The organism is Robertkochia sediminum (assembly GCF_016786255.1).
GTDB lineage: Bacteria > Bacteroidota > Bacteroidia > Flavobacteriales > Flavobacteriaceae > Robertkochia > Robertkochia sediminum.
The window spans coordinates 227739-252610 of the sequence record NZ_JADMKT010000078.1 but is presented as its reverse complement, the minus strand read 5'-3'; the positions used below and the strand labels follow the sequence as shown (position 1 = coordinate 252610).

General features: G+C 45.8%; 21 protein-coding genes and 1 other RNA gene. 7 read left to right on the top strand and 15 right to left on the bottom strand.

Going from position 1 to position 24872, the window contains the following annotated elements; genetic code table 11:
• Positions 1–103 precede the first annotated feature (103 nt).
• The 7 genes from IS446_RS12450 to fahA form a co-directional block, all read right to left on the bottom strand.
• Entirely contained in the window at positions 104–370 is a 267-nt protein-coding gene (locus IS446_RS12450; protein WP_203061075.1) for a hypothetical protein, read from the bottom strand.
• 210 nt (positions 371–580) lie between these two features.
• Entirely contained in the window at positions 581–1519 is a 939-nt protein-coding gene (locus IS446_RS12445) for an alpha/beta hydrolase (protein ID WP_235996489.1), read from the bottom strand.
• Between the two features lies 1 nt (position 1520).
• Entirely contained in the window at positions 1521–2027 is a 507-nt protein-coding gene (locus IS446_RS12440) for a hypothetical protein (protein ID WP_203061074.1), read from the bottom strand.
• Between the two features lie 64 nt (positions 2028–2091).
• Positions 2092–2526 (bottom strand): SRPBCC family protein, encoded by a 435-nt coding sequence (locus tag IS446_RS12435; RefSeq protein ID WP_203061073.1) that lies wholly within the window; start codon positions 2524–2526, stop codon positions 2092–2094.
• A gap of 16 nt (positions 2527–2542) precedes the next feature.
• Entirely contained in the window at positions 2543–3100 is a 558-nt protein-coding gene (locus IS446_RS12430; RefSeq protein ID WP_203061072.1) for a RidA family protein, read from the bottom strand.
• Positions 3101–3235: 135 nt separating this feature from the next.
• Positions 3236–4435: a hypothetical protein gene (locus IS446_RS12425; RefSeq protein ID WP_203061071.1), complete on the bottom strand. Its 1200-nt coding sequence runs from the start codon at positions 4433–4435 to the stop codon at positions 3236–3238.
• Positions 4436–4528: 93 nt separating this feature from the next.
• Positions 4529–5821, bottom strand: a complete 1293-nt coding sequence (gene fahA, locus IS446_RS12420) for a fumarylacetoacetase (RefSeq protein WP_203061070.1) — start codon at positions 5819–5821, stop codon at positions 4529–4531.
• Positions 5822–5932: 111 nt separating this feature from the next.
• On the opposite strand from fahA, the gene glyA reads away from it, so the two are divergent.
• Together glyA and IS446_RS12410 are read left to right on the top strand one after the other, a co-directional pair.
• Positions 5933–7207, top strand: a complete 1275-nt coding sequence (glyA, locus tag IS446_RS12415; protein ID WP_203061069.1) for a serine hydroxymethyltransferase — start codon at positions 5933–5935, stop codon at positions 7205–7207.
• Between the two features lie 68 nt (positions 7208–7275).
• A complete protein-coding gene (locus IS446_RS12410) occupies positions 7276–8511 on the top strand; it encodes a glycosyltransferase family 4 protein (RefSeq protein WP_203061068.1) in 1236 nt (411 codons plus the stop codon).
• Here IS446_RS12410 and IS446_RS12405 read toward each other — a convergent pair whose 3' ends face one another.
• Genes IS446_RS12405 through IS446_RS12395 form a run of 3 tightly spaced genes read right to left on the bottom strand, consistent with a single transcriptional unit; the run spans position 8512 to position 11535 of the window.
• Positions 8512–10050: a right-handed parallel beta-helix repeat-containing protein gene (locus tag IS446_RS12405; RefSeq protein WP_203061067.1), complete on the bottom strand. Its 1539-nt coding sequence runs from the start codon at positions 10048–10050 to the stop codon at positions 8512–8514.
• Between the two features lie 49 nt (positions 10051–10099).
• Entirely contained in the window at positions 10100–10489 is a 390-nt protein-coding gene (locus tag IS446_RS12400) for an acyl-CoA thioesterase (RefSeq protein ID WP_203061066.1), read from the bottom strand.
• Positions 10489–11535 (bottom strand): glutaminyl-peptide cyclotransferase, encoded by a 1047-nt coding sequence (locus IS446_RS12395; RefSeq protein WP_203061065.1) that lies wholly within the window; start codon positions 11533–11535, stop codon positions 10489–10491. The genes IS446_RS12400 and IS446_RS12395 overlap by 1 nt, the downstream gene beginning before the upstream one ends.
• An 89-nt stretch (positions 11536–11624) precedes the next feature.
• Here IS446_RS12395 and ffs point away from each other — a divergent pair.
• The 3 genes from ffs (at position 11625) to fsa (ending at position 13310) form a co-directional block, all read left to right on the top strand.
• Positions 11625–11723: signal recognition particle sRNA small type (ffs, locus tag IS446_RS12390), an RNA gene on the top strand.
• A gap of 48 nt (positions 11724–11771) precedes the next feature.
• Positions 11772–12578: an SDR family oxidoreductase gene (locus IS446_RS12385; protein ID WP_203061064.1), complete on the top strand. Its 807-nt coding sequence runs from the start codon at positions 11772–11774 to the stop codon at positions 12576–12578.
• A gap of 78 nt (positions 12579–12656) precedes the next feature.
• The gene (gene fsa / locus IS446_RS12380) at positions 12657–13310 is read left to right on the top strand and encodes a fructose-6-phosphate aldolase (protein WP_203061063.1); all 654 of its coding nucleotides are present in this window, start codon (positions 12657–12659) and stop codon (positions 13308–13310) included.
• 76 nt (positions 13311–13386) lie between these two features.
• On the opposite strand, the gene IS446_RS12375 is transcribed toward fsa, so the two are convergent.
• Positions 13387–14805 (bottom strand): TlpA family protein disulfide reductase, encoded by a 1419-nt coding sequence (locus IS446_RS12375; RefSeq protein WP_203061062.1) that lies wholly within the window; start codon positions 14803–14805, stop codon positions 13387–13389.
• 188 nt (positions 14806–14993) lie between these two features.
• Between IS446_RS12375 and IS446_RS12370 the strand changes: the two genes are divergently transcribed.
• Complete coding sequence (locus IS446_RS12370) at positions 14994–16619, top strand: ABC-F family ATP-binding cassette domain-containing protein (RefSeq protein WP_203061061.1); 1626 nt, start codon at positions 14994–14996, stop codon at positions 16617–16619.
• 84 nt (positions 16620–16703) lie between these two features.
• On the opposite strand, the gene IS446_RS12365 is transcribed toward IS446_RS12370, so the two are convergent.
• The 4 genes from IS446_RS12365 to recG all read right to left on the bottom strand — a co-directional run bounded on the left by IS446_RS12365 (position 16704) and on the right by recG (position 22592).
• Entirely contained in the window at positions 16704–16961 is a 258-nt protein-coding gene (locus tag IS446_RS12365) for a DUF2007 domain-containing protein (RefSeq protein ID WP_203061060.1), read from the bottom strand.
• A 45-nt stretch (positions 16962–17006) separates the two neighbouring features.
• On the bottom strand, positions 17007–17717 hold the full coding sequence (locus IS446_RS12360; RefSeq protein WP_203061059.1) for a hypothetical protein: 711 nt from the start codon (positions 17715–17717) through the stop codon (positions 17007–17009).
• A 182-nt stretch (positions 17718–17899) separates the two neighbouring features.
• Positions 17900–20326 (bottom strand): phenylalanine--tRNA ligase subunit beta, encoded by a 2427-nt coding sequence (gene pheT, locus IS446_RS12355; protein ID WP_203061058.1) that lies wholly within the window; start codon positions 20324–20326, stop codon positions 17900–17902.
• Between the two features lie 160 nt (positions 20327–20486).
• Positions 20487–22592, bottom strand: a complete 2106-nt coding sequence (recG, locus tag IS446_RS12350; RefSeq protein WP_203061057.1) for an ATP-dependent DNA helicase RecG — start codon at positions 22590–22592, stop codon at positions 20487–20489.
• A 111-nt stretch (positions 22593–22703) separates the two neighbouring features.
• Between recG and IS446_RS12345 the strand changes: the two genes are divergently transcribed.
• A complete protein-coding gene (locus IS446_RS12345) occupies positions 22704–24857 on the top strand; it encodes a M1 family metallopeptidase (protein ID WP_203061056.1) in 2154 nt (717 codons plus the stop codon).
• The last annotated feature ends 15 nt before the right edge of the window (positions 24858–24872 follow it).

Genomic DNA, 24872 nt, shown 5'->3' with positions numbered 1-24872 from the left:
ATATAATAAAAAAATAATACGGAAGTGCGGGGATAGTTGCTGTGGGTGTCTCTTTAGAAGAGTAGTGCGAGAGGAGTCTTGAACAGGTTGATCCCTCTCGTGTTTAGGAGAATACCTGATAGCTTAGCACATACCAGATAAAGATAAGGATCAAAATACCATAAACCACCAGAAGTTTGGTGGTTTCCCTGCGATGCTTTTTACGAAGTCGGAGTTTAATGGCTTCTAAAGCGCTGTCGCTCAGGAAATTTTCTGAAGGCTCCTTTTGCTCAGAGAAACTCACAAAAGTATGCCGTTTGTGTGGGGGAGCTGAGAGGCTACCCTTTGCAGACTTTTCTTTAGATCTTGACGTTTTTGAAGATACAGGCACCTGGCTTTCTGATTTTGAAAATTACCAAGGTCAGGGGGAGGGACGGCTTTTAAGCTTAAAAAGCTCTATTAAATATAGGTAGAAATTGCAAGAATTAACTTATAAAATTATAAGAATTTTTGACAAATAACCTTAGGGAATGTTCCTGGCAAGACATGAGTGAGGTGTTTAGAGGAGTAAGGGAGGGGATAGTTAAACCGGGAAGATCACTTAACGAAGCAGGAACATCAGAGGTTGTCCCAACCTTTTATTCCAGGCATTTTCGCTATGGTCTTCACCGGGAAAAACAAGGGTCTTAAAATTTTGGTCGTTATATCCGCCGGCTGTAATGATCGCATTGACTTTTACTTGTATGTCGCCATAGAGGGCGTCCAGGGTAGCCGTACCGTGATCAAAATAGAGCTTATGTGTTTCCGGGTCCGGTAGTTGGATTTTCAGGTAATCGAGGAATGCTTGGGGGATGGGGTTATTATCCAGCTGAAACACCCCCGGCCAATGTGTAGACAGGCATGCGGCGCCGCCAAAGGTTTCAGGGTATTCGCAAATGGCGTACATAGAAATAAGTCCGCCCATACTGGATCCGGCAATAAAGGTGTGTTCCCTTTGTGACAAAGTGGGATAGGTCTTGTCGATGAATGGTTTTAGCTCTTTCGTAATAAATTGCAGATATTGATCAGAATAAGGCGTTTTGATGAATAGGTCTGTCTGTTCATTGCGTCTCACCTTATTTACAAGAGAATCCTGAGCTTCGGGATCCAGAGATTCGAATGGCTTTTGAGGGAAGTATTCTGAATGTCTGTTCTCAGAAATATTCCAGATACCGACTACGATCACCGGAGGGATGCTTTCATCGGCGATCATTGAACTGATGACCTCGTCTACACCCCATTCCTGCTTATTCCATGTTTTTTGGGCATCGAATAGCATTTGTCCGTCATGCATATAGAGCACGGGGTAGCGTCTTTCCGGGTTGTAACCGGGCGGTAACCAGACCTCAATATTACGAGCGGGAACATGTAATGAAGGAAACTCATTGTAATGGATAATCGTGCCTGCTGCCACTTCAAATACAGGCTGCTGAGCTGGTTCCTGGGCTTCGATCGCGAAGGGCAAAAGGTACATGACTATAATACAAAGCGCTATTCTCATATTAATTTGACTCTCTTACAAACTTAACTTTTTGCAGGTATCCTATATTAAAGCTGGTCACCACAGGCCCTGTAGCCTGTGTGGTTGCCGAATTCACTTCAAAAAACAAGGTGTCTTTTTGAATCTCGTAGGTACTGCTCAGCATGGTGCTTTCTGTTTCGAAAAGACTGTAAAGCTTGTTGTCGAAGCTGTACATGAATAATTCTACATTTTCTTCCTCCTTCATAATGTAGGTGTTGGCTGCAGAGGTATCGATCACCATGGTGTAATCCTTGACCATGGGGTGATTCTCCGATCTATAGGTCGTTTTCCATTGAAAGGTAACGGGGTCGGGGGTGGGACTAACTTCCAGGTTTACTGCAACACTGTCTCTCAGTTGTCCCTGGTTGTAAATAAATAAGGTACCCTCCCAATTACCAATACATTTTTCAGGAAATGATCGTTGAGCCATAGTATCGTGAATTCCCGTCTGGAGCACGAGAAATAGTATGAGCAAATAACGCAACATATTGTTATAGTGTTTGTTAAACGAATATAGTTAATTTGACAGGGTATGGCAATATGCCCAGGGGTTATTTGAGGTAGGCCTTAAGTCTTTCGCTTATAAAGTACTTCCATCCTTCCCGGCAACTTTCCCGCTTAAATTCGGGTACTTCATAAGGGAAGTCGGAAGTGGTGCGATGGGTAACGGTAAGTTGGGTGCCTTGTTTTGCAGGGCTAATTTCCATGGTGAGTACAGAGGCGCCGGGATATTCTTTGTATTTCCATGAATAACTGATCCGTTTTTCTGTGATCACCTCCAAAACCTCCCATATATGCGTAAAGGTCTGTGTCCCTGAGCACACTGCGAATGTTGTAGTAAACCCTTTTTCTGTCATGAAATCGGGAAGTTGTTCAAAGTACCATTCAATCATTTGCTTATGTGAGGTGATCGCTTGCCACACCCTTGAGAGGGGTTGATCAAAAACTTCGGTAACCTGAACCGGCGGGTCTGTGGTTTTCATCATCACGGGGAATCTTGAATTAATCCTGAACCAGAACGGTCATTCGAATTTCACAGCTAATATTAGACGGTAATGAGCCCATACCAACAGCCGCACGTGCGTGTTTTCCGCGATCGCCGAAAACATCAACCAACAGGTCAGAGCATCCGTTAATGACCTTTGGGTGATCGGTGTAATCCGGTGTGGCGTTCACCATTCCAAACACCTCTACCACCTGTACTACTTTGTTTAGATCGCCGATCTCGGCCTTAAGTGCTCCTAATAGTTGAATAGCGGTAAGTCTTGCTGCTTCATAGGCTTGTTCGGTGCTTACTTCAGTAGGAACCTTACCGGAAATATAACTTCCATCTGCTTTTTTCGGACCCTTTCCTGCCAGGAATACCAGATTCCCTGCACGGGTGGCATTGACATAATTGGCTACCGGAGCCGAGGGTTCAGGAAGATCAATTTGCAATTCCTTTAGTTTTTCGTCAATATCATAATTGTAGTTCCGGTCGTTTGCCGTAGTTGTTGGCGATGGCGTCTTACAGGAAATCAACAGGATCAGGGCAATGAAAAAGGTGATAGAGCGTATCATGAGGATGGATTTTATGATCCTTCTAATTTACAATTATTTAGCGATTTTCTTACAATGAGCTCCGGGCCCCGACATAAAAAATGCCCCGATCAGCAAGAACTGTCGGGGCATTTATCAGGGAATATGCTCATCGGGTTACCGTATGGATACCCTGTTGAGCTTTTGCTGCTGCACAATATTCTTCACTCGGTTCTTGATGTCTTCGCCTGCGCTAAAGATCATTTCTTCATTGGTTGGGAAAGGCACTAATTTTGCCTGTAATAATTCCAGATCGGCAGTTTCAAGTGCTCTTCGGTCACCATCATGCTGGGCATAGAGATGGCGGAATACGAACTCACTAACGACAGGGTAGGTGTTCATAACCTGGGTAGAGGCCAGATCTTTAAAAGCGACTTGTCCTACCACATTAACTGCCTTGAACTGGGTGTAACGCTGAAACTTAGAAGTCACGGTTACGAATTTCTTTTCTTTGATATCGTTTCCAAGGCTGTCCTTTTTAACGTTACCATTAGCGTCGAGCACATATTTAAAACCGTCCTGAACCTTCTTCTCGCGAATAATGATCTTCTCGCTTATCTGTTCCGGGGTATAATTGATCTGTTGTAAAGACAGCTCCATTTCGTAATCGTAGCGAAAATCTTCCATTGGCTCGTTGTGGTAAACGGTCCAAAGGTCATTAAGGCCGTACGTATTAAAATTGAGCAGGTCTTTCTCCAGTCTTTCCGGGATCACCTTGTCACTTTGGTTGTTCATAACCACCCTTACATAGTCTACACCTCTGTCGTGTGCTTCTCGCATGAGTACATCGGTATCCTTGTACCCGGGATTGATCTTGTTCAGATAGTCGAGGTCGTCATAGGCTTTGCGAAAGGCGAACTTATCGGCCCCTTCATACAATAACGCTTTCGCATTGTCGTAAAGGAACTGAGAAAGCTCATTACGCGTTTTTATTACCACATTGGTGTAATCTTTAAAGGCAAAGTTGGCTCGTCTGCTTTCCTCTTCCAGGTAAAGAGGAAGGAGTGGACGTATATTTTCCTGTCGCTTCATAAGGTTTCGATAGGTTTCATAGATCTCTTCCAATTGAGCTCTGTTACTTCCTGCTCTTAGAAATTTAATACGTTGAAGATCGCGATCTGCTGCTTTTGCAAAAGCTTGTTCCAGCATGACGATATAAGGCTGGTTGGACCTTTTGGTCTTGTTGTCTCGCAGTTTGTCGATCGCGATATTGATGGCACTCTCATAATTTCCAGAATTGAGGGCAACCTGTGTTTTCTTTACGCTGCTGCACGATGCAGTCAGAACCAGTGCAAGTAGTAGTATAGCACGTTTCATAGGGGTTCGTAGATTTGGAATTTGAGGCTAAAAATAAGAAAAACCCCCAATTGTAGCCAATTGAGGGTTGTGTTTTTCACGTTTTTCTTCTGCTTACTTTTTCTTTTCCTTACTAAAAGGTGGTAGAAGTTTCGTACGAACTTGTCCGAAACCAATTCGGGTGGTTCCATTGTCGCAATACCCTTTCATGGTGACCGTATCTCCGTCTTGAATAAACTTTCGTTCACTGCCATCGGCCAGGGTGATCGGATTTTCTCCTTTCCAGGTGAGCTCCAGCATCGATCCATAGCTGTCTGGGGTAGGGCCGGAAATGGTTCCGCTTCCCATCATGTCGCCACTATTTACCTTACATCCGTTCACCGTATGATGAGCGAGCTGCTGGGCCATGGTCCAGTACATATACTTAAAGTTACTGCGGGTAATGGTCTTCGCCTCGCCTCCTTCGGGAGACAGGTCTACCTGAAGGTTGATATCAAAACTTCCGGGCCCTTCGTATTGAAGGTATGGGAGAGGTTGCGGTGATTGCTCAGGCCCCTTGGTGCGATATGGCTCCAGGGCGTCTAAGGTGACGATCCATGGCGAGATGGAAGATGCGAAGTTCTTGGCCAGGAATGGTCCGAGTGGCACGTATTCCCATTTTTGGATGTCTCTGGCACTCCAGTCGTTAAATAAGACCATCCCAAAGATGTAATCTTCGGCTTCTGTAACCGGTATAGATTCACCCATATGGTTAGCATCCGTTGTAATGAAAGCCATCTCCAATTCAAAATCAACCAGCTTGGAAGGACCGAAAACCGGAGTTTCACTACCTGCCGGAAGGGTTTGACCTACCGGACGGTGAATGGCGTGGCCGCTTGGTATGATCGTAGAACTTCTCCCGTGATATCCTACCGGGATGTGGAGCCAATTGGGGAGTAAGGCATTGTCCGGGTCTCGGAACATGCTACCCACATTGGTGGCGTGTTCTTTACTGCTGTAAAAATCGGTGTAATCTCCGATCAGAACAGGAAGTTGCATTTCGATCTCCTCAAGATCGAAAAGTACTGCCTTGCGGTGTTCGGCATGATCTCTTAACTGAGGATTGTTTTTGTCGAAGATCTCTGCGATACGGTTTCTTACCAGCCTCCAGGTCTTCTTACCATCGCTGATAAAATCATTGAGCGTGTCTTGTAAAAAGATGTCGTCTGTGAGTGGGATGTCTTTAAAATATCCCAGTTGGTGAAGTGCCCCAAGATCTATGGCCTTGTCACCGATCCGGGTTCCTATGGTGATCACATCATCGCGGGTGAGAAATACCCCGAATGGAATATTCTGTATCGGGAAGTCTGAATTCTTTTGTACTTCGATCCACGATCTTCTGTTCGGGTCATTTGCTAAAATGGGCATATTTTCGTTGTTGGTTTTGTGTTCAAAAATTAGCATTTAAAGGTATTAAATTCTACTTATTAACCGAATGTATTTATTACTTTTGACCTTTCCTTAACGAAAAATTCTACAATGCAAAGAGACGAGCAAATTTTTGAACTTATCCAGGCCGAAAAACAAAGGCAGTTAAATGGATTGGAACTTATCGCTTCAGAGAACTTTGTAAGCGACCAGGTAATGGAAGCTCAGGGTTCTGTTCTAACAAACAAATACGCCGAAGGGTACCCGGGAAAAAGATATTACGGGGGGTGTGAAGTTGTTGATAAGGTAGAGACCATTGCCATCGAAAGGGCTAAAGAGCTTTTTGGTGCGGCATGGGCTAACGTACAACCGCACAGTGGATCTCAGGCCAATACAGCGGTATTCGCTGCCTGCTTAAAACCGGGAGATAAGATACTCGGTTTCGACCTTTCTCACGGAGGTCACCTTACCCACGGTTCGCCTGTGAACTTTTCGGGAAAACTTTACAATCCTGTATTCTACGGTGTTGAAAAGGAAACCGGGTTGTTAAACTACGATAAGATCGCAGAGATCGCAGAGCGCGAAAAGCCTCAAATGATCATTGCAGGAGCATCGGCCTACAGCCGTGATATCGATTTTGCTCGTTTTAGAGAGATCGCCGATAGTGTTGGTGCACTTTTACTGGCAGATATATCGCACCCATCCGGACTTATTGCCAAAGGGGTGCTTAGCGACCCGATCCCACACTGTCATGTGGTGACCACAACAACTCATAAGACCCTGAGAGGACCACGTGGGGGACTCATCATGATGGGAGAAGATTTTGATAATCCTTTCGGATTAAAACTCAAGAACGGATCGCTTAGAAAGATGTCTTCGCTTTTTGACAGTGCTGTATTCCCCGGTAATCAGGGTGGGCCGCTTGAGCATGTTATCGGAGCTAAGGCGATCGCTTTCGGAGAAGCGCTCACCGATGAGTACCTCCACTATATTGTTCAGGTGAAGAAAAATGCTGCAGCCATGGCTAAGGCATTTGTAGATATGGGCTATCACATTATTTCAGGAGGAACCGATAACCACATGATGCTTATCGACCTGAGAAATAAGGATCTCAACGGAAAGATCGCAGAAGAAGCACTTGGTAAAGCCGAGATCACTGTCAATAAGAATATGGTGCCATTCGACGATAAGAGTCCTTTTGTTACCAGTGGTATCAGAATTGGAACGGCAGCCATCACGACCAGAGGATTGGTGGAAAGTGATATGGAGACCGTTGCAGGGCTTATCAATGAAGTGCTCATGAATCATGAAGATGAGGCTAAGCTTGCAAGTATCAAGGTTAAGGTGAACGAATTAATGGGACACAGACCATTGTTTAAAAGCTAATTACTTTTGCATCACCATACAGACCCCGGAGTTTTCTTCGGGGTTTTTTTATATGTATTTTTAAAAGAATGAAAAAGATCTTCGTTATCGGCTATGTCTGGCCCGAACCAACAGCTTCGGCTGCCGGGGTGCGTATGCTTCAGCTTATCCGTTTTTTTCGTGAACGGGAATGGGAAGTTCATTTTGGCACCCCCGCCCAACATACAGAACATGCTTATGACCTAAGGAAAATGGGAGTAACAGTTCACGATATAAGGATAAATGACGATGGGTTTAATGATTTTATCGCATCACTTGCTCCCGATGCAGTGCTTTTTGACCGCTATATGATGGAGGAGCAATTTGCCTGGAGGGTCGCCGAACATTGCCCTTCTGCACTTCGTATACTCGATACCGAAGACCTGCACTTTTTACGAAAACACCGAAAGTTTACGGTTAAGAAAGGACTGCCCTTTAAAGTCGAAGACCTGCTCGCAGACGATCTCGCCAAAAGGGAGGTGGCAGCCATCTATCGCTGCGACTTGTCATTGGTGGTTTCTGAAATGGAAATGGAAGTATTGACCGAATTGTTTCATGTGCCTTCAGGTTTATTGGTGTACCATCCGGTATTTGCTGAGGATAAGTCACTTGATACCCGCAATGATCTCCCCGGGTTTCACGAGCGTTCTGACGTTATGTTCATTGGTAATTTTCTGCATGAGCCTAATGCCGATGCGGTCAGGGTCCTGGAGAACGATCTCTGGCCTGAGATCAGCAAGAAACTCCCTGGTGTTAAATTGCATATCTATGGGGCATATATGCCAAAGCACTATAAGGAAAGAGGAGTGACACCCAAAGGGATCTGTTTTCATGGCCGTGCACCCGAGGTAGATGTGGTTATGCGAAATTCAAGAATACTCCTTGCTCCCTTGCGTTTTGGAGCGGGTATTAAAGGCAAGCTAATTCGCGGATTTGAGAATGGACTGCCTTCAGTGACCACGGCTATTGGGGCCGAAGGCATTGCCGGTGCCCTGGAGTGGGGAGGGAGTGTTGTTGCTCCCGATTCCGGATTTGTCGAAGCCGTAGCCGATTTGTATCATGATGAAGTGGCTTGGGATCAGGCAGCAGAACGAGGGTTTCGCATCATTGATGCAAGATTTCAAAGGGCGTCTTTTGAAAAGAAATTAGATGCCCGGATCAATGCACTGTTGTTAGATATCGAATTTCATCGCAGAAACAATTTTACGGGCCAAATGCTCATGGATCAGCGCAATATGGCAGCGAGATACCTCAGTAAATATATCGTGGCAAAAAATCGCTCCTGATCAATTCTCCTTGTATTCATATGCTCCGGCATCCGGAATCGAACCTCTCGGGTCACCCAGGATATCGGTGGGCACTGACGGTAATAACAGCGGGTCGCCCAGATCAATGGCATCCGATTCTGCTAACAGGCTGTAATCGTTGTCGGCAGGGTTGACAAACCCCGGATTTCCATTGATGATGTTATTGCTGTATAAAGCAGGATCATCAAGATCGTAAAGTGGGTTATTAACAAGCTCACTGCTGGTCGTATTGAATTGCAGCAAGGAATGGTTGAAGTTAAAATTGAATTCGGCTTCGGGGCTCCTGTTTAATAGAAATTCGACCGATGCATTTCCTGTTATAATACAATTGTTAAACACCGCAGCGGTGAGGGGATAGGCTATAATGCTCTCATTATTGGTAAACTCAAAGTTATCGATGAGTAAGGCCGGGAAACTTCGTAACCCGGTGTTCCAATAATTGGCGATCGTGCAATGCTCGAATTTGTAACGGCCGCCACGAGTGAGATACACACTGGGTTGTCCGGCGCTTCCGGCAATACAGTTGGTCAGGTCCAGGGAGGTGTTCCTGGCAAATATATTAATGTTGGCACTGTTGAGTACCCTGGAATTGGTCATGTTGAGTTTGGAAGGAGTGGCTTCGGCATTGCCTTCGGTAATAATGCCGATCGTAGCATTTTTAATGGTTAGGTGGTCTATGCGGTTATTGATACTGCCTTCTGCCATCCAGATGGTTCCCCATTGACCGGGGATATCGCTGAATTCGGGCTCCAGGCGGTCGCCTTCAAAGATCACTTCGTTTTCCATGATTTCCATATCAGTGCTGGGGGCACCATTTACCTGTAGGCTGCCACCATCCTTTACCAGGATGCCCGAGGCTTCATGAAAATGCACTCTCGTGCCTGCTTCTATCTCCAGGGTCTTTCCCGAGGGTACTGCCGCATATCCGTAGATCACGTAGGGGAGTTGTGAGGTAAAGTTGAGTTGGTCGTCCTGAAGTTCAAACCCTTCTGTTCGCAATTCATTGCCGTCCTCGTCTATCCCTATAGCGATGGTTTCTACCACGCCGTTATTCCGTGCCGGGTAAAGAAATACTGCATCCTGGATCAGGGTGACCAATGCTACTTCTTCCCTGGAGTTGCCATCTGTAAAAATAATAGCATCGGTAGCCAGGAAGGAACCGGTGGCAGGAGCGTTGAGGGCTACGGTGCTCTCAATAAAAATGTAGATGCTGTCTTTGGCGGGAATTTCGACATGGCTAAACTCCTTGCCGGGCTCTCCGTTCACATTTAACCGGAAGTTGCTGTTGTTGCGCAATTCCAGGAATACTTCAGGAATGCTAATATCATCGTTTCCGGTATTGTATACCTTGAGGTTATAGGTCGATGAGCTGAGTCCGTTAAAAACCGTGTCGAGAAACACCGTATCTCTGGAAAAGCGCAAGGTATCTGCCGAAGGCCGATACTCCAGATCTTCGCGGCAGGAGCCCAGCAGGACAACGGTGAGGAGAGAGCATATGGCCAACAGGTTCTTTAGCATAATAGCGGTAGTGTGTTACGTTTTGCGTTTACGATCTTTAAGAGGTGCCTTATTCGAATAAACTAATTAGCTCGTCGTTCATGCGCGTTGGTCGTTTGCTCTGCGCATCGAGGAGGCACCAGTTGGTTTCGGCCTTTACCAGCAAATGCCCTTTTTCTTCGTGGTACATTTCCACCACCCTGGTAGAAGTCACACCTTTAGACCGGCTAACAAAGGTCTTGACCAATACCTTGTCACCGAGAAAGGCCTGCCCTTTGTACTCGATATGGTGACTGAGGACCACCCAAAGGTATTGCTTCTTCATCGTATCGGTGGCCAGTGACTTCCAATGCGCTTCTGCAGCATCCTGTACCCATTGCACATAGCGAACATTGTTCACATGATGCAAGGCGTCAATATCATCTGCGCTTACCATTATAGTGTATTGGTGGGTTTTCATCAGGACTTTTCTATGATCTTAACTTCAAATAGGGTGTCCCAATTCTTACCGGTCACAAAAAAGGTCTTGCGTTCCGGGTGATATGCGATCCCGTTAAGCACATCCAGCTGATCGTGCTTTTTTACCTGGTCTTTCAGGCCTCTGAAATCGATCACGCCGGTAATGGCTCCGGTTTCGGCATCAATGATCATAGCGCTGTCCTTAAGCCATACATTGGCGTAGATCTTACCGTCTACATATTCCAGTTCGTTAGCCTTATTAAAAACAGAACTGTTGGTAACGATCTGCAAGTGATCTTTTTCCTTCATGGTGTTCGGATCCAGGATCCATATCTTATCGGTACCATCGCTCATGTAGATCACCTCCCCGTTATTGGTGAGTCCCCAGCCTTCTTTACTGGCGGTATAAGGGAACTCTCCCATGAGCTCAAAGGTCTCAAGGTCGTAGGTAAAGCCTTTTCCTGCTTTCCAGGTAAGTTGGTAGACCTTATTGTTCATGATCGTGATCCCTTCACCGAAATAGGCTGAATTTAGGGGAACAATCTGTTTGATCTCTCCGGTCTCCAGATCGACCTTTCGCAGGCTCGAAAAGCCTTTCCGACCTGTGCTTTCAAACAGTTCGTTGTTGTGAAATTCCAGTCCCTGTGTAAAGGCTTCCATATCGTGCGGAAAGGTGTTAATGATCTCATAGGTGTAGATCGTAGGAGCCTTTGATGCCAGGACAACCGGGTTGGTTGTGATCTCCATCGTTTCTCCTTCAGTAAAGATGGTCGCTTTGAATACCTGTTCCCCTAGTTTCTTCGGGGCCATGAGCATCTCATTGTTTTCCGGGAATACCCTGGTATCATTCAGGAAGTAATGAACCGAATCAACCGTGATGTCTTTCCGGTTGGTCAGGGCTATTTTAACACGTTCACCGTGGTTGATCTTCTTATCGGGAGCCTGAACTTCCAGTCGGAATAGTTTTTTTACATCTTGCTGCTCTCCGCCGCAACTCAGGGCGAAAACAGATAACAAACTGAAGACGATAACCTTATATGTGAACATGGGAAATGCTGATTTTGAAAGCAAGGTATTTAATAAAATTTACATGGTAAAATTATTGTGTAAGCTCGAAGAGTTTGTATATTTGCACCCGGCAAGTCCTACACGACCAGCTCCTGTAGAATCCCCCAGGGCGGGAACGCAGCAAGGGTATACGGTCGTAGCGGTGCGATGTAGGTAGCTTGCCGTTTTTTTTTGTTTTAACTTTCCCGGCAATTAATTTTCAGAGCCATTCTAAAATGTCCAAAGTTGTTCTAATTACAGGAGGATCTTCAGGTATAGGTGAAGCTATTGGAACCCATCTATCTGCTAAGGGATATACCGTTTATGGTACCAGTAGAAATCCCGATCGTTTAACAGGACAACAGCCTTTTCCTTTATTGAAGCTCGATGTGAACAATGCCGATAATGCCGTTTCTGTGTGTAAGCATATTGTAGATACCGAGGGGCGTATCGATGTGCTTATTAATAATGCAGGAGTAGGGGTCACCGGGCCTATGGAAGAGGTGCCTGAAGCAGAGATGCGTAAGGTTTTCGATACCAATTTCTTCGGACCTGTAAATATGATGAAAGCCGTATTGCCATATATGAGAAAGGAGGGAAGCGGACTCATCATTAATATAACTTCGATCGCCGGCTATATGGGATTGCCTTACAGAGGTGTTTATAGTGCGGTTAAGGGGGCGTTAAGTCTCGCCTCTGAAAGCATGCAAATGGAACTGGCCGAGATGGGGGTCGATGTTTGTGATCTGGCTCCCGGTGATTTTAACACCAACATAGCCCAGGGCCGTTACCACGCACCAATAGATAGCGATTCTGATTACGCAAAGAGCTACGCCCGTGTTATGGATGTGATCAATTCCCAGATGGATAGTGCTTCAGATCCTTCGCGTGTTGGTGAAAAAGTGGCAGCCATCATCGAAAGTGGTCGCAGAAAAAGACACTACAAGGTAGGGGGCTTTATGGAGGTGTTTTCTGTAAGACTGAAGGAATTACTTCCGGATAAAGTATTTAATAAATTACTTCGAAATCATTATAAATTATAACTTTGCGCTGCCTTTGCGGATCATTGGCATGGTTCCGGGCAACGAAATTTATAATGATAACCCGTATTACAATCAAGTATGAAATTTTTTATCGATACTGCTAACCTTGCTCAGATCGAAGAGGCAGAAGCGTTGGGAGTTCTGGATGGTGTAACTACCAATCCGTCGTTAATGGCCAAAGAGGGCATTACCGGAAGAAACAACATTCTTAAGCACTATGTTGATATTTGTAACCTGGTAGAAGGTGATGTTTCTGCAGAGGTGATCGCCACCGATTATGAAGGTATCATCAAAGAAGGTGAGGAGCTCGCTGAACTTCACGATCAGATCGTGGTTAAGGTACCTATGATCAAAGATGGTGTCAAAGCGATCAAGTATTTCTCTGACAAAGGGATCAGAACCAACTGTACGCTGGTATTCTCTTCAGGGCAGGCCTTGCTTGCAGCTAAAGCAGGAGCTACCTATGTATCGCCTTTTATTGGTCGTTTGGATGATATTTCTACCGACGGATTAAGTCTTATCCAGGATATCAGAACCATTTATGACAACTACGGTTTCCAGACAGAGATCCTTGCAGCTTCGGTAAGACACACCATGCATGTTATTGAATGTGCCCGCATTGGTGCCGATGTTATGACCGGACCATTATCGGCTATCACCGGGTTGTTGAAGCACCCACTTACCGATATCGGTCTTGCTCAATTCCTTGCAGATCATAAAAAAGGAAACTAATTTATTTGGTGAATTAACATAAATGAAAAAGCCTGCGAATAGCAGGCTTTTCTTTTTTTATAAGCTTTATATCTTTTTAAATACCCCCGCGGGCTTTGGCTACTTTTGATGTTCCGCCGGAAAATTCTAAAGGCGACAGATTATAGATGTTCCCGAAGCCTTCGATCACCTTACCGTTCTGGTCTACCACCAACATTCGGTTAAATCTCAGGTATGCCAGGTGTTTGGTCATATATTTCATGTCAGGAGCGCGCAGCTGCGTGGCGTCTTCAACGTTCATTTGCTGCAAAGTGGTTTTCCACTGCTCGTGGTCGGTATCCAGGTTGATACCGATAAATTTATAGGAAGGATATTTTGTTTTAAGTGCTTCTATGTGCTTTAACGTTTTCTTTGCATGCATCTTTTGATCTGAAGACCAGAGGTAGAAAACGGTTTTCTGATCGAACCATGAGGCGTCGAGCAGGTGTTTTTGTCCGTTGGAATCAAAAAGTTCGAGGGCGGGAAAATCTTCACCCTTTCTCAGGCTGGTCACCGCTTTGTAAAAGCGATCGAGGTCGGGAGAGGTGTCGCCACCGGTTGCTTCGAGGTACTGCTGCATGAAGCGGCTGTTGTTCTCTTTATCGTGATCGTATGTAAAATAGGTGATGGCGGTATTTTCCAGTAAAAATCCTCTGAGCTTGTCAAGTGTGATCAGACTGTCGATGAGATTAAGTTTGTGGGTGCTGTAGTGATAGGCGTTCATTTTACCGCTGGTAGAGCAAACCTTACGACAGGTTTCGCGGGTAAGGTGATCCAGGTGGCGGTCGATATATTTGAGGTACACCCCGTAATACGCCAGAGACTCATCGTTTAGGTCAATATCCTGATGATGGCTATAAAAGCCTTCAGGGAGTTTAGGGTGCTCTTCTAATCCCATCCAGAATTTGTGTTCGGCGGCGTAGTGCTCTCTGGTGGTGTAATAAGGAATATCGATAGCTGCCTTGGTAATGTGCTGCGCTAAAGGAGAAAGGTCTGCCTCCTGTATCAGTTCTTTGTACTCTTCAAGTTTCATGTCGCGCATGGAGTCTATCTTACGAATGAACGCTTCCGGGCTGGCCTGGTAAAACTTTCTTTTCAGATAGCCCTCATCTTCTTCAAGCAGGAACATGTCGATAAGGAAATTGTTCTTTTCGGCTCCCACGCCCGAGAAGATAATCGACTCGTCGAACTCAAGGGTATTTAGCCTGGCCATGAGGCTGTCGGCTTTTTCAAGTAAAATATATTGAAATTCGATACCGTGAGAAAAACGATAGACACCCTCTGCGAGGTCAGTAAGTTCGAACAAGAAACGATTGTCCTTGTCCAGCGCTGCAGAGTCGATGATCTCGTCCTGAAATTTCAGGTAAACATAGTGGTCCTTTGGATTCACTACCTCCCCGCCGAAATAGGTAAGTTCGGTAGTTTTACTACAACTATAAAAAAGGATCACTGAAATTACCAGTAAGAAATGCTTCATGAACTTAAAATTCTGTTCCAATTTTCAGGGAGATGTATTCTTTTTCCCTCAGGATAACAAATCTATAAAAGCAGGGTATTTCTAGGTGTTAATGTGTAGTTAAATAAGACTTTTTTAAATTTTATCCCTATCGTTTTAATCGTTAAGAATGCTTACTTTTGCCGCATAATTAAAAAAGAGGAATTTTAATGTTATCAGTATCAAATCTTTCCGTTCAATTTGGTAAACGAGTTCTATTCGACGAGGTGAATGTAAATTTCACCCAGGGAAACTGTTATGGGATCATCGGTGCCAACGGTGCGGGAAAATCCACATTTCTAAAGATCCTTTCAGGTAAGCAGGATGCTGCGGGAGGTCATGTGCATTTGGAGCCCGGAAAAAGAATGTCTGTTCTCGAGCAGGACCACTATGCCTATGATGAATTTCCTGTACTGGAAACTGTACTAAGAGGTAACAAGCCATTGTTTGCGATCAAACAGGAAATGGATGCTTTATATGCCGATTATTCTGATGAGAATGCAGACCGCATCGGAGAGCTCCAGGTGGCTTATGAAGAAATGAATGGTTGGAATGCCGATAGTGATGCAGCTGCCCTCTTATCGAATCTGGGAATTTCTGAAGAACTTCACTATACCCAGATGAAGGACCTCGATAATAAATTAAAGGTAAGGGTGTTGCTGGCGCAGGCCCTCTTCGGTAATCCTGATGTACTCATCATGGATGAGCCTACCAACGACCTGGATTTCGAGACCATTAACTGGTTGGAGAACTTCCTGGCGAATTACGACAATACCGTGATCGTAGTATCTCACGACCGTCACTTCCTCGATGCGGTATGTACGCACATTGCAGATATCGATTTTGGTAAAGTAAACCTTTTTAGTGGTAACTATACCTTCTGGTACGAAAGTAGCCAGCTGGCTGCCAGACAACGTGCACAGCAAAACAAAAAGGCTGAAGAGAAGGCTAAAGAGCTACAGGAATTCATTCAGCGTTTCTCTGCCAACGTGGCAAAAAGTAAGCAGGCTACCTCAAGAAAGAAAATGCTTGAGAAGCTTAAGGTTGAAGATATTAAGCCTTCGAGTCGAAGATATCCTGCTATTATCTTTGAGCGTGAAAGAGAGGCCGGAGACCAGATCCTGAATGTAGAAAAGCTGGCGGCTTCAATAGACGGAGAGCTCCTCTTTAAAGATGTGAACCTCAACCTGGCAAAGGGTGATAAGGTGGCTGTGATCTCCAGGGATTCCAGAGCGACCTCTGCTTTCTATGAGATCGTTAACGGGAATATGCAAGCCGATGCCGGAGCCTATCAATGGGGTGTCACCACCAACCAGGCCTACCTGCCTGCAGATAACTCTGATTTCTTTGATCACGATATGAACCTCGTAGACTGGTTACGTCAGTGGGCAAAGACCGAAGAAGAGCGCGAAGAAGTACACATTAGAGGTTTTCTTGGTAAGATGCTCTTTAGTGGAGAAGAAGCGCTCAAGCAGTGCCGTGTACTTTCCGGAGGAGAGAAAGTGCGTTGTATGCTGAGTAGAATGATGATGCTCCGTGCCAATGTGTTGATGCTCGATGAGCCTACGAACCACCTTGACCTGGAAAGTATTACTGCGTTCAACAATTCATTAAAGAAATACCCGGGAACAGTGTTGCTAACAACACATGACCACGAATTTGCACATACCGTGGCCAACCGTATTGTGGAGCTTACACCAAACGGGGTGATCGATCGTTACCTTACATTCGACGAATACATGACCGATAAGTCGATTCGCGAACAGCGTGATAAAATGTATGCGGTAACAGCATAAGAACAAACCCCTATTGGAATATACTTTATAAAAAACCCCTTCCGGCAACCGGAAGGGGTTTTTATTTGTGCGATTACCTTAAGGTTAGGATTCTTCTTCAATGCCCTGGTTATCGAGTTCGGTGATCAGGTTTTCAAGCACCGCCTTGCTTTGGGCCAGCTCGTCGTTATTAACAAATACCTGGATCTGGTTAAATACAGGTGGAGCGAACCCCGCCAGACGTCCCGATTCTGATTCATTACGGGTTACGGGGATAATATCGAGTTTTTTGAGGTGCTCCAATAACAACATGACCTGGGCCTGGTTGCCTGTAAACAGATGGTTGTAAGAATCACTAGACATGATGCGTTCGTTTTAGTGGTTGATGTATGTTAAGGTATCCAAAACCTACATATACTTGCTATTCCATATTTGGGTATTGAAGTTCTTGCCAGCTGCAAATCCGTAATAGATCACGATACCACCGATCATCTTGAACATGAACATATAGATAAGCCAAAAGGAAGCCGGATCCTTTTCGGGGGTAAACATCCCCATGGGCATGAGCCTGGTGCATACCCAGCTTACCAATAATACGGTGATCATGAGATTCAGGAGATTTCTGAAAGGCAAAACCAGTAATCTGCGCAGCGGATGCAGGTCGTTGCCCCATTTATGTATGAGGTAGTAATAACCGTTGCCAATGGGAGCAAATAACAAGGGATCGTCGGGATTCTCCAGTTTAAACAATTTAGAAGGTGCCAGGATCTTAAACCCCTTTAGCGCCGTGTGGTGTTCCTTTTCAAGAGCTTTGATCTCGATAAGGGCTTCCGGAGGTATTTTTCCTTTAAAATAGCGTGTAGCAAGAAAGCGTAGCCTGTAGTCTATGCAGATCGTTTTGATCTCATCCAGATGGTAAATGCGCCCCGGATCAAGTTTTGGGATATCAAGGTCATTGAAATCGCCCTCTTTCCCGGAGTGAAGTTCTCGGGTTATGAGGTCTTCTTTTTGTTGTTCCTGATCAAGGATGCGCTGTACCTGTTCGAGGATATTTTGTTCTCCATTAATACGCGCTCTTTGGGCACGCAATTTCTCTTCTATGTTTGTTTTCTTTAACATGAACTCCTTGGTTTTCAGTTTCATAGCGTCTCAAAAATAAGGAAATAGTGGTTTGACCGCAAGGGGGTAAATGGCAGTAGTACAGAGTTTTATGTTAAAATTATGAGAGGAAACCGGGGTTTTAACATAAAAAAGGCCCGGGATGGTATCCGGGCCTTGGTATGGTGATCTGTTGATCGATGTTAGCGCAGGGTCGCTTCAAATTGCTTTTCGAAAGTTTTCTGAAGCTTCTGCATCACCTTGTCGATCTGCTTATCGGTCAGGGTTTTTTGGTCGTCGCGGAGTATAAAACTCAAGGCGTATGACTTTTTACCCTCCGGAAGGTTTTTTCCTTGATATACATCAAAGAGATTAACCTCCTGAAGTAATTTTTTCTCCGATTGCATGGCTGCGCTGTGCAATTCATCAAACCCGGTCTTCTCATCGAGAAGAAGGGCAAGGTCTCTGCGCACCTCAGGGAATTTAGGGATCTCTCTGAACTGGATCTGCTTTTTGCTAATGAGCATGAGGATATTATCCCAGTTGAGATCGGCAAAAAGTACCGGTTGCTTGATGTCCATAGCCTTAAGCACCTTTCGATTTACAAGTCCGAAAGAAACTACGGGTATCTTTCCTGCAGTATAGCTCAAACCTTCACTAAAGATGTCTTCTTTCGACGGTTTCGACTTCAGGCCTTGAATGCCCAGGCGTTGCAACAGGCGTTCAATGGTACCTTTGAGGTAGAAGAAATCTGTAGGCTCAGAGGTTACATTCCAGTTCTCGGCAAAGCGTTCACCGGTGATCAGAAGGGTAAGGTGCTTGTGCTCCTCTCTTTTTTCGCCATATTGATGGTAGGTTTTTCCGAATTCAAAGAAACGGAGGTTGGCATTCCTTCTGTTAATGTTGTAACTCAACGCTTCGAGACCACTAAAGAGCATGCTCTGGCGCATGACCGAAAGCTCGTTGCTCAGCGGATTAAGGATCTTTACGTCGTGCTCTTCGTTGAGGGTTTCGGTAAGCTGGGTGTATTTTGGAGTGGTCAATGAATTGGCCATGATCTCATAAAACCCTTCAGCAGCCAGCAGATCGCCTACAACGTTACTCACCTTGTGGTCTTCAAACCTTGAAGTAGGCGCCACAGACACGTTGAATTTATGTGTTGATTCTATATTGTTATATCCGTATACCCTAAGGATCTCTTCGATCACATCAACTTCGCGTTGTACGTCGACCCTGTAGGACGGAATGGTGAGTCCGATCCCGGTTTCGGTCACGTTGTTGATCTTTATTTCCAGGGAGGTAAGGATCGATTTGATCGTTTCTGTCGGGATCTCCTGTCCGATCAGGCTGTGGATTTTTTCGAAGGTCAGGAATACCTGGAAGTCTTCGAATTTAACAGGGTAAATGTCTTCCGGATCACTTGAGATCACACCACCGGCAACCTCCTTGATAAGCAGTGCAGCGCGCAACAGGGCGTATTTCGTGATATTGATATCGATACCACGCTCAAAACGGAAAGAAGCATCGGTATTCAATCCGTGGCGTTTCGCTGTTTTACGCACAGATACCGGGTCAAAGTACGCACTTTCCAGAAATACCTGGGTGGTGGTTTCGGTAACTCCTGAGCTAAGTCCTCCAAAAACTCCTGCGATACACAGTGGTTTGTTGGCGTCGCAGATCATTAGGTCGTCTTCACTAAGCTCGCGCTCTACCTCGTCGAGGGTGGTGAACTTGGTTCCTTTTTCGAGGGTTTTTACCTCGATCTTATTGCCTTCGATCTTTACAGCGTCAAAGGCGTGTAAAGGTTGTCCCAGTTCGTGAAGTACGTAATTGGTAATATCAACTACGTTGTTCTTCGGGGCAATACCGATAGCCTCAAGCCTGTTCTTTAGCCAGTCCGGCGATTCGGCAACCTTTACTCCGGATATGGTTAATCCGCAATAACGCGGACAAAGTTTTTTGTCTTGAACATCCACATCAATACGCAGGGTACGGTTGTCTACGTGGAAGCTGCTTACCGATGGGGTGATAAGCTCCATTTGCGTGCCTTGCTGCAGCAGTCCTGCTCTGAGGTCGCGTGCCACCCCAAAATGACTCATAGCATCGGCCCTGTTCGGGGTAAGACCGATCTCGAACACCTGATCGTTCTCGATCTTAAAGAGTTCTGCACAGGCCGTACCGGGAGCTATGGCTTCATCAAGGACCATGATCCCGTCATGACTTTCACCTAGTCCGAGCTCATCTTCTGCACAGATCATTCCCATAGAAACTTCCCCGCGGATCTTTCCTTTTTTGATCTCCCATGGATTTCCCTCCTTGTCGTAAAGGGTAGTACCTACCGTAGCAACCGGAACCTTTTGTCCCTTAGCCACATTAGGAGCTCCACACACGATCTGAACGGGCTCCCCGTTACCCAGATCGACATGGGTGATCGAAAGTCGGTCTGCATTGGGGTGTTTTTCACATTCCAGAACGTGACCCACCACAACGCCTTTCAGTCCGCCTTTTACAGATTCATAGGTCTCTATGCCTTCAACTTCAAGGCCAAGGTCTGTGAGTAGTTCTCCAGCCTTTTCGGTCTCGAGGTCGGTATTGATAAATTGTTTTAACCAGTTGTATGAAATTTTCATGCCTTTGATTATAGATGCTGGGCAAAGATAAGAATACAACAAGAATTTAGGGCCTGTAGGAAGCGCTTTGTACCCAGAAAATATCAACTGTTTTGTCGCTTATGGGAGTGCTTTTGTTTCAGCGGTTTTAAATAGCTGTATATCTTGGCTTTACAGGGGGTCAGGAAATATAGGTCCAGATATTTTTGTGTTTGGCCATCTGGCCGAAGGTGTATAAAACACGTTTGTTTTTATCCATACTCAGAGATGGATCTTCTTTCATGGTTCGAATGGCGTAGTATCTGGCGGCCTTTAAGATCTCGTTGTCCTTTACAATATCGGCGATCTTTAAATTGAGCACGCCACTTTGCTGTGTCCCCATAAGATCACCCGGCCCCCGAAGCTTTAGGTCGACCTCGGCGATCTCGAATCCGTCGTTGGTAGCACACATGGTTTCCAGGCGCGTCTTGCTCTCATTAGAAAGTTTATGACCGGTCATGAGTATACAAAAGCTTTGTTCGGCACCCCGTCCAACTCGTCCGCGTAGCTGGTGCAATTGTGAGAGTCCGAATCGCTCGGCGCTCTCTATGACCATGACCGAGGCATTGGGTACGTTTACGCCCACTTCGATCACGGTAGTGGCTACCATGATCTGGGTTTCGCCCCGTACAAAGCGGTCCATTTCATAGTCTTTGTCTTCGGCTTTCATGCGGCCGTGTACGATCGAGATCTGGTAGTTGGGTTTCGGGAACTCCCTTTCTATGCTGGCATACCCATCCATAAGGTCTTTGTAATCCAGCTTTTCTGATTCTTCAATGAGCGGATAAACCACGTATACCTGTCGTCCTTTGGCGATCTCGTCCCTGATAAAGCGAAATACCTTTAGCCGGTTTGCATCGTAGCGATGAACAGTTCTTATGGGCTTTCTTCCGGGAGGGAGTTCGTCGATCACCGAAATATCAAGGTCGCCATAAAGACTCATAGCAAGTGTTCTGGGTATGGGAGTGGCGGTCATGACCAGGATATGTGGCGGGGTGGTATTCTTATGCCACAGTTTAGACCTTTGGGCAACGCCAAACCGGTGTTGTTCATCGATCACAGCCAGGCCGAGGTTGTTAAACCTGACCTTGTCTTCGAGTATGGCATGGGTACCCACCAAAATATGGAGAGAGCCGTTCTCCAGTTGCTCGTGGATCTCTTTTCTTTTGGACCTGGAAGTAGACCCGGTTAAAAGGTCTATGTTAATATCCATGTCTCCAAGTAACTCCGAGAGGCCGTTAAAATGCTGTTGCGCCAGGATCTCTGTAGGTGCTACCAGGCAAGCCTGGTAATTGTTGTCTATGGCTAAAAGCATGCTCATCAGGGCTACGATGGTTTTCCCGGAACCTACATCCCCCTGTAGCAGGCGGTTCATCTGCGCCTTGCTTCCCATGTCGTTGCGAATTTCCTTGAGCACCCTCTTCTGGGCACCCGTTAAGGAAAAGGGGAGGTGATGATGAAAAAAGGTGTTAAAATTGGAACCTACCTGTTCAAAGGGAAGTCCTTTGATCTTAGCTTTATTGCTGAGATTCTTAGCAATGAGTTGTAATTGGATATAGAAAAGCTCCTCGAACTTTAGTCGGTACTGTGCCTTAGCCAATAACTCGCCATTCTTCGGAAAGTGAATGTTGATCAGGGCCTCGCTCTTGGGCATGAGCTTTAATTCTTCCAGTAGGTCGGGGGAGAGGGTTTCAAAGAATTTACCCTGGGTTTCGCGAAACAATTGTTGCAGGAGCTTGTTCACGACCCGGTTGGTAATGCCTTTATTGGTGAGCTTTTCAGTTGAAGGATAAACGGGTTGCATGCCTGTTTGTAAACTGCGCTGATGCTCTTCCAGCAGTTCCATTTCCGGGTGTGCCATGGAAAATCCGTTATACCAATTGGTCTTACCAAAGATCACATAGGGCTTATTGATCTTAACGGTTTCCCGAATCCATTTGTGTGCCCGGAACCAAACCAGTTCCATTTGTCCTGTTTCGTCAACGAAGGTAGCTACCAGTCTTTTGCGGTTCTTTTGTTCCACGGTTTTGAGGTGCACCACCTTACCCACTACCTGTACTTCTGCATTATTGCGCTGTAGCTCGTTGATCTTGTAGTACCTGGTGCGATCAAGGTAACGGTTGGGGAACAGGTTGATCAGGTCCTGGTAGGTGTGTATACCGAGTTCCTTCCTTAAAAGATCAGCGCGACTTGGGCCAACACCTTTCAGGTAGTCAATGGGGGTTTGCAGGATATTTGTCCGGACCATAACACGAATATATAACATTCAGCTTAAAACAAAATACAGCCTGACCCGTAAGCCGCGGTGAAGAAATTAAAATGATTACATTGTACAGGCAATTTGCAACCAACACCCTTTATGAAAAGATTTCTGTATGTACTGGTTTTCCTATCTATTTCTGTGTCATGGGCTCAAAAACCCGGGAATGTAGATTTTACAGAAGGGAGAATTGCCATTGAGGTGGTGCCCGATTCCGGACTCATTAAAGGGACGGTAGCCTATGACCTCAGGGTGCTGGAAGCCACAGATAGTGTGGTGGTATCATCGAGAGAACTTGATATTTTGGGAGCAAGCCTTCAGGGGAAGGCGTTAGCATTTGAGAGCAGGGGCAATAACCTGATACTTTATCACTCCTGGGAGAAGGGTGCCTATCGCGATCTGGAAATTCAATACAAGGTGCAACCCCGAAATGCAGTGTATTTCCCCGGCTGGAACCTGGACGAATCGGATGTAAGTGATCCTGAGTTTAAAAAGGAAGGCGGCCGGCAGGTGTGGACTCAGGGGCAGGGCAAGTATTCATCTTCATGGGTGCCTTCTTTTGACGACATGAATGAAAAGGTTAGGTTTTCCTTAGCTATTCTTTTTCCTTCAGGATTTGAAGTTTTGGCTAATGGCCAATTGAAGGGTGTGGAGAAGAAGGGAAGCAAAACGCTCTGGAAATACCGGATGAAGTACCCCGTTAGCAGTTATTTGTTGGCCTTTGTTGCCGGTAAGTACAGCAATACGTCATTTAAAACGGCTTCCGGTGTGCCGGTGAGTCTTTACTACTATCCGTCCGATAGTCTGAAGGCAGGCGCTACCTATCGTCATACCAAAGTGATCTTTGAGTATTTAGAAGAAGAGATCGGTGTAGATTATCCGTGGGCCGATTACAAGCAGGTGCCCGTAAGGGATTTTCTGTACGCAGGCATGGAGAATGTTAGTCTGACCATATTCTCGGATGCCTATATGAACGATCAAGTCGGAAGCCTCGACCGGCCTTACGTTAATGTGAATGCTCATGAACTTGCACATCATTGGTTTGGTAATCTTGTTACAGAGATCAATGGCACCCACCATTGGTTGCAGGAAGGATTTGCGACTTACTACGCCCTTATGGCAGAGCGGCATCTCTTCGGGGAAGACCATTACTATTGGAAGCTTTATGATACCGCTCAGAAATTAGCCGCCCTTTCCGGGTCGGGGAAAGGGGAGTCCCTTCTGGATCCCGGTGCAGGTAGCCTTACCTTTTATGAAAAAGGTGCCTGGGCATTGCATATACTAAGAGAGAGGGTGGGAGACCGGGCCTTTCAAAAGGCGGTGAAGGTACTCCTTGAAACCCATGCCTTTGAGAATATAGAAACTAATGACTTCCTTAAGATACTCGGTGAGCATACCGATGCCGATCTGAATGATTTCCGTTCGGAATGGCTTGAAAATACCTCTTTTCCTGAAGAAGAGGCCATGGCGAGCCTGACAAAAAATAGTTTTATACGCACTTATGTAGATCAGGTAAATGATAGTGCTCCACCTGTCGTAGTGTATAACGACTACGTTAAGGTGCTCAAGGGAGACTCCTATTATCCGCTAAAGCAATACCTTCTGAAACGCGCAGCTTCCTGGCCTCTTGCATTAAAAGATTCGTTGTGGAGCCTTGCTCTGGAACAGGGCGATATAAGAACACGACAGGGCGTAGCCCTGGCAGCCGATACCATTAGCTCATACCTAAAACCGAAATTTGAAACCTTGCTCGATGATGGAAGTTATATTACGGTGCAGGAGGCGCTTTTTAAATTATGGCTGGATTTTCCTGAACAGCGTGAAGGCTATCTTCGCAAAACCGCTCACCTCAAGGGTTTAGAAGACCGCGCCTTGCGTGTGCTATGGTTAGGACTGGCCTTATTTACTCCAGAATACAGGGAAGATGCTCCGGAATTGTTCGACGAACTTACGGCCTATACGGGTCCGAAATATCAGTTTGAAGTAAGGCAGCAGGCCTTGAACATGCTTTTTCAGACCGGCGGATTTACAAAAACATCGCTTCTCCATCTTATCGGGGGTACACAGCATCCGTCCTGGCAATTCTCAAGATTTTGTAAGAGCATGCTCGACCGCCTCGTGGTGCAGCCTGAATCCAGGATACAGCTCCGAGCGCTTTTGCCCGAAATGGATGAGGAAAGGGCAGCGCAATTGCGTTCTCTTCTTGACAGCACATCGGTTGCTCCTGAGCCGACGCATGAGCCCCGGCCTTAGGTGGAGTCCAGCTTT

Bases quoted from the DNA above. Each gene is read 5' to 3' on its own strand.
- IS446_RS12445 (WP_235996489.1), bottom strand. From the start codon at position 1,519: ATGAGAATAGCGCTTTGTATTATAGTCATGTACCTTTTGCCCTTCGCG.
- IS446_RS12440 (WP_203061074.1), bottom strand. From the start codon at position 2,027: ATGTTGCGTTATTTGCTCATACTATTTCTCGTGCTCCAGACGGGAATT.
- IS446_RS12435 (WP_203061073.1), bottom strand. From the start codon at position 2,526: ATGATGAAAACCACAGACCCGCCGGTTCAGGTTACCGAAGTTTTTGAT.
- IS446_RS12430 (WP_203061072.1), bottom strand. From the start codon at position 3,100: ATGATACGCTCTATCACCTTTTTCATTGCCCTGATCCTGTTGATTTCC.
- IS446_RS12425 (WP_203061071.1), bottom strand. From the start codon at position 4,435: ATGAAACGTGCTATACTACTACTTGCACTGGTTCTGACTGCATCGTGC.
- fahA (WP_203061070.1), bottom strand. From the start codon at position 5,821: ATGCCCATTTTAGCAAATGACCCGAACAGAAGATCGTGGATCGAAGTA.
- glyA (WP_203061069.1), top strand. From the start codon at position 5,933: ATGCAAAGAGACGAGCAAATTTTTGAACTTATCCAGGCCGAAAAACAA.
- IS446_RS12410 (WP_203061068.1), top strand. From the start codon at position 7,276: ATGAAAAAGATCTTCGTTATCGGCTATGTCTGGCCCGAACCAACAGCT.
- IS446_RS12405 (WP_203061067.1), bottom strand. From the start codon at position 10,050: ATGCTAAAGAACCTGTTGGCCATATGCTCTCTCCTCACCGTTGTCCTG.
- IS446_RS12400 (WP_203061066.1), bottom strand. From the start codon at position 10,489: ATGAAAACCCACCAATACACTATAATGGTAAGCGCAGATGATATTGAC.
- IS446_RS12395 (WP_203061065.1), bottom strand. From the start codon at position 11,535: ATGTTCACATATAAGGTTATCGTCTTCAGTTTGTTATCTGTTTTCGCC.
- IS446_RS12385 (WP_203061064.1), top strand. From the start codon at position 11,772: ATGTCCAAAGTTGTTCTAATTACAGGAGGATCTTCAGGTATAGGTGAA.
- fsa (WP_203061063.1), top strand. From the start codon at position 12,657: ATGAAATTTTTTATCGATACTGCTAACCTTGCTCAGATCGAAGAGGCA.
- IS446_RS12375 (WP_203061062.1), bottom strand. From the start codon at position 14,805: ATGAAGCATTTCTTACTGGTAATTTCAGTGATCCTTTTTTATAGTTGT.
- IS446_RS12370 (WP_203061061.1), top strand. From the start codon at position 14,994: ATGTTATCAGTATCAAATCTTTCCGTTCAATTTGGTAAACGAGTTCTA.
- IS446_RS12365 (WP_203061060.1), bottom strand. From the start codon at position 16,961: ATGTCTAGTGATTCTTACAACCATCTGTTTACAGGCAACCAGGCCCAG.
- IS446_RS12360 (WP_203061059.1), bottom strand. From the start codon at position 17,717: ATGTTAAAGAAAACAAACATAGAAGAGAAATTGCGTGCCCAAAGAGCG.
- pheT (WP_203061058.1), bottom strand. From the start codon at position 20,326: ATGAAAATTTCATACAACTGGTTAAAACAATTTATCAATACCGACCTC.
- recG (WP_203061057.1), bottom strand. From the start codon at position 22,592: ATGGTCCGGACAAATATCCTGCAAACCCCCATTGACTACCTGAAAGGT.
- IS446_RS12345 (WP_203061056.1), top strand. From the start codon at position 22,704: ATGAAAAGATTTCTGTATGTACTGGTTTTCCTATCTATTTCTGTGTCA.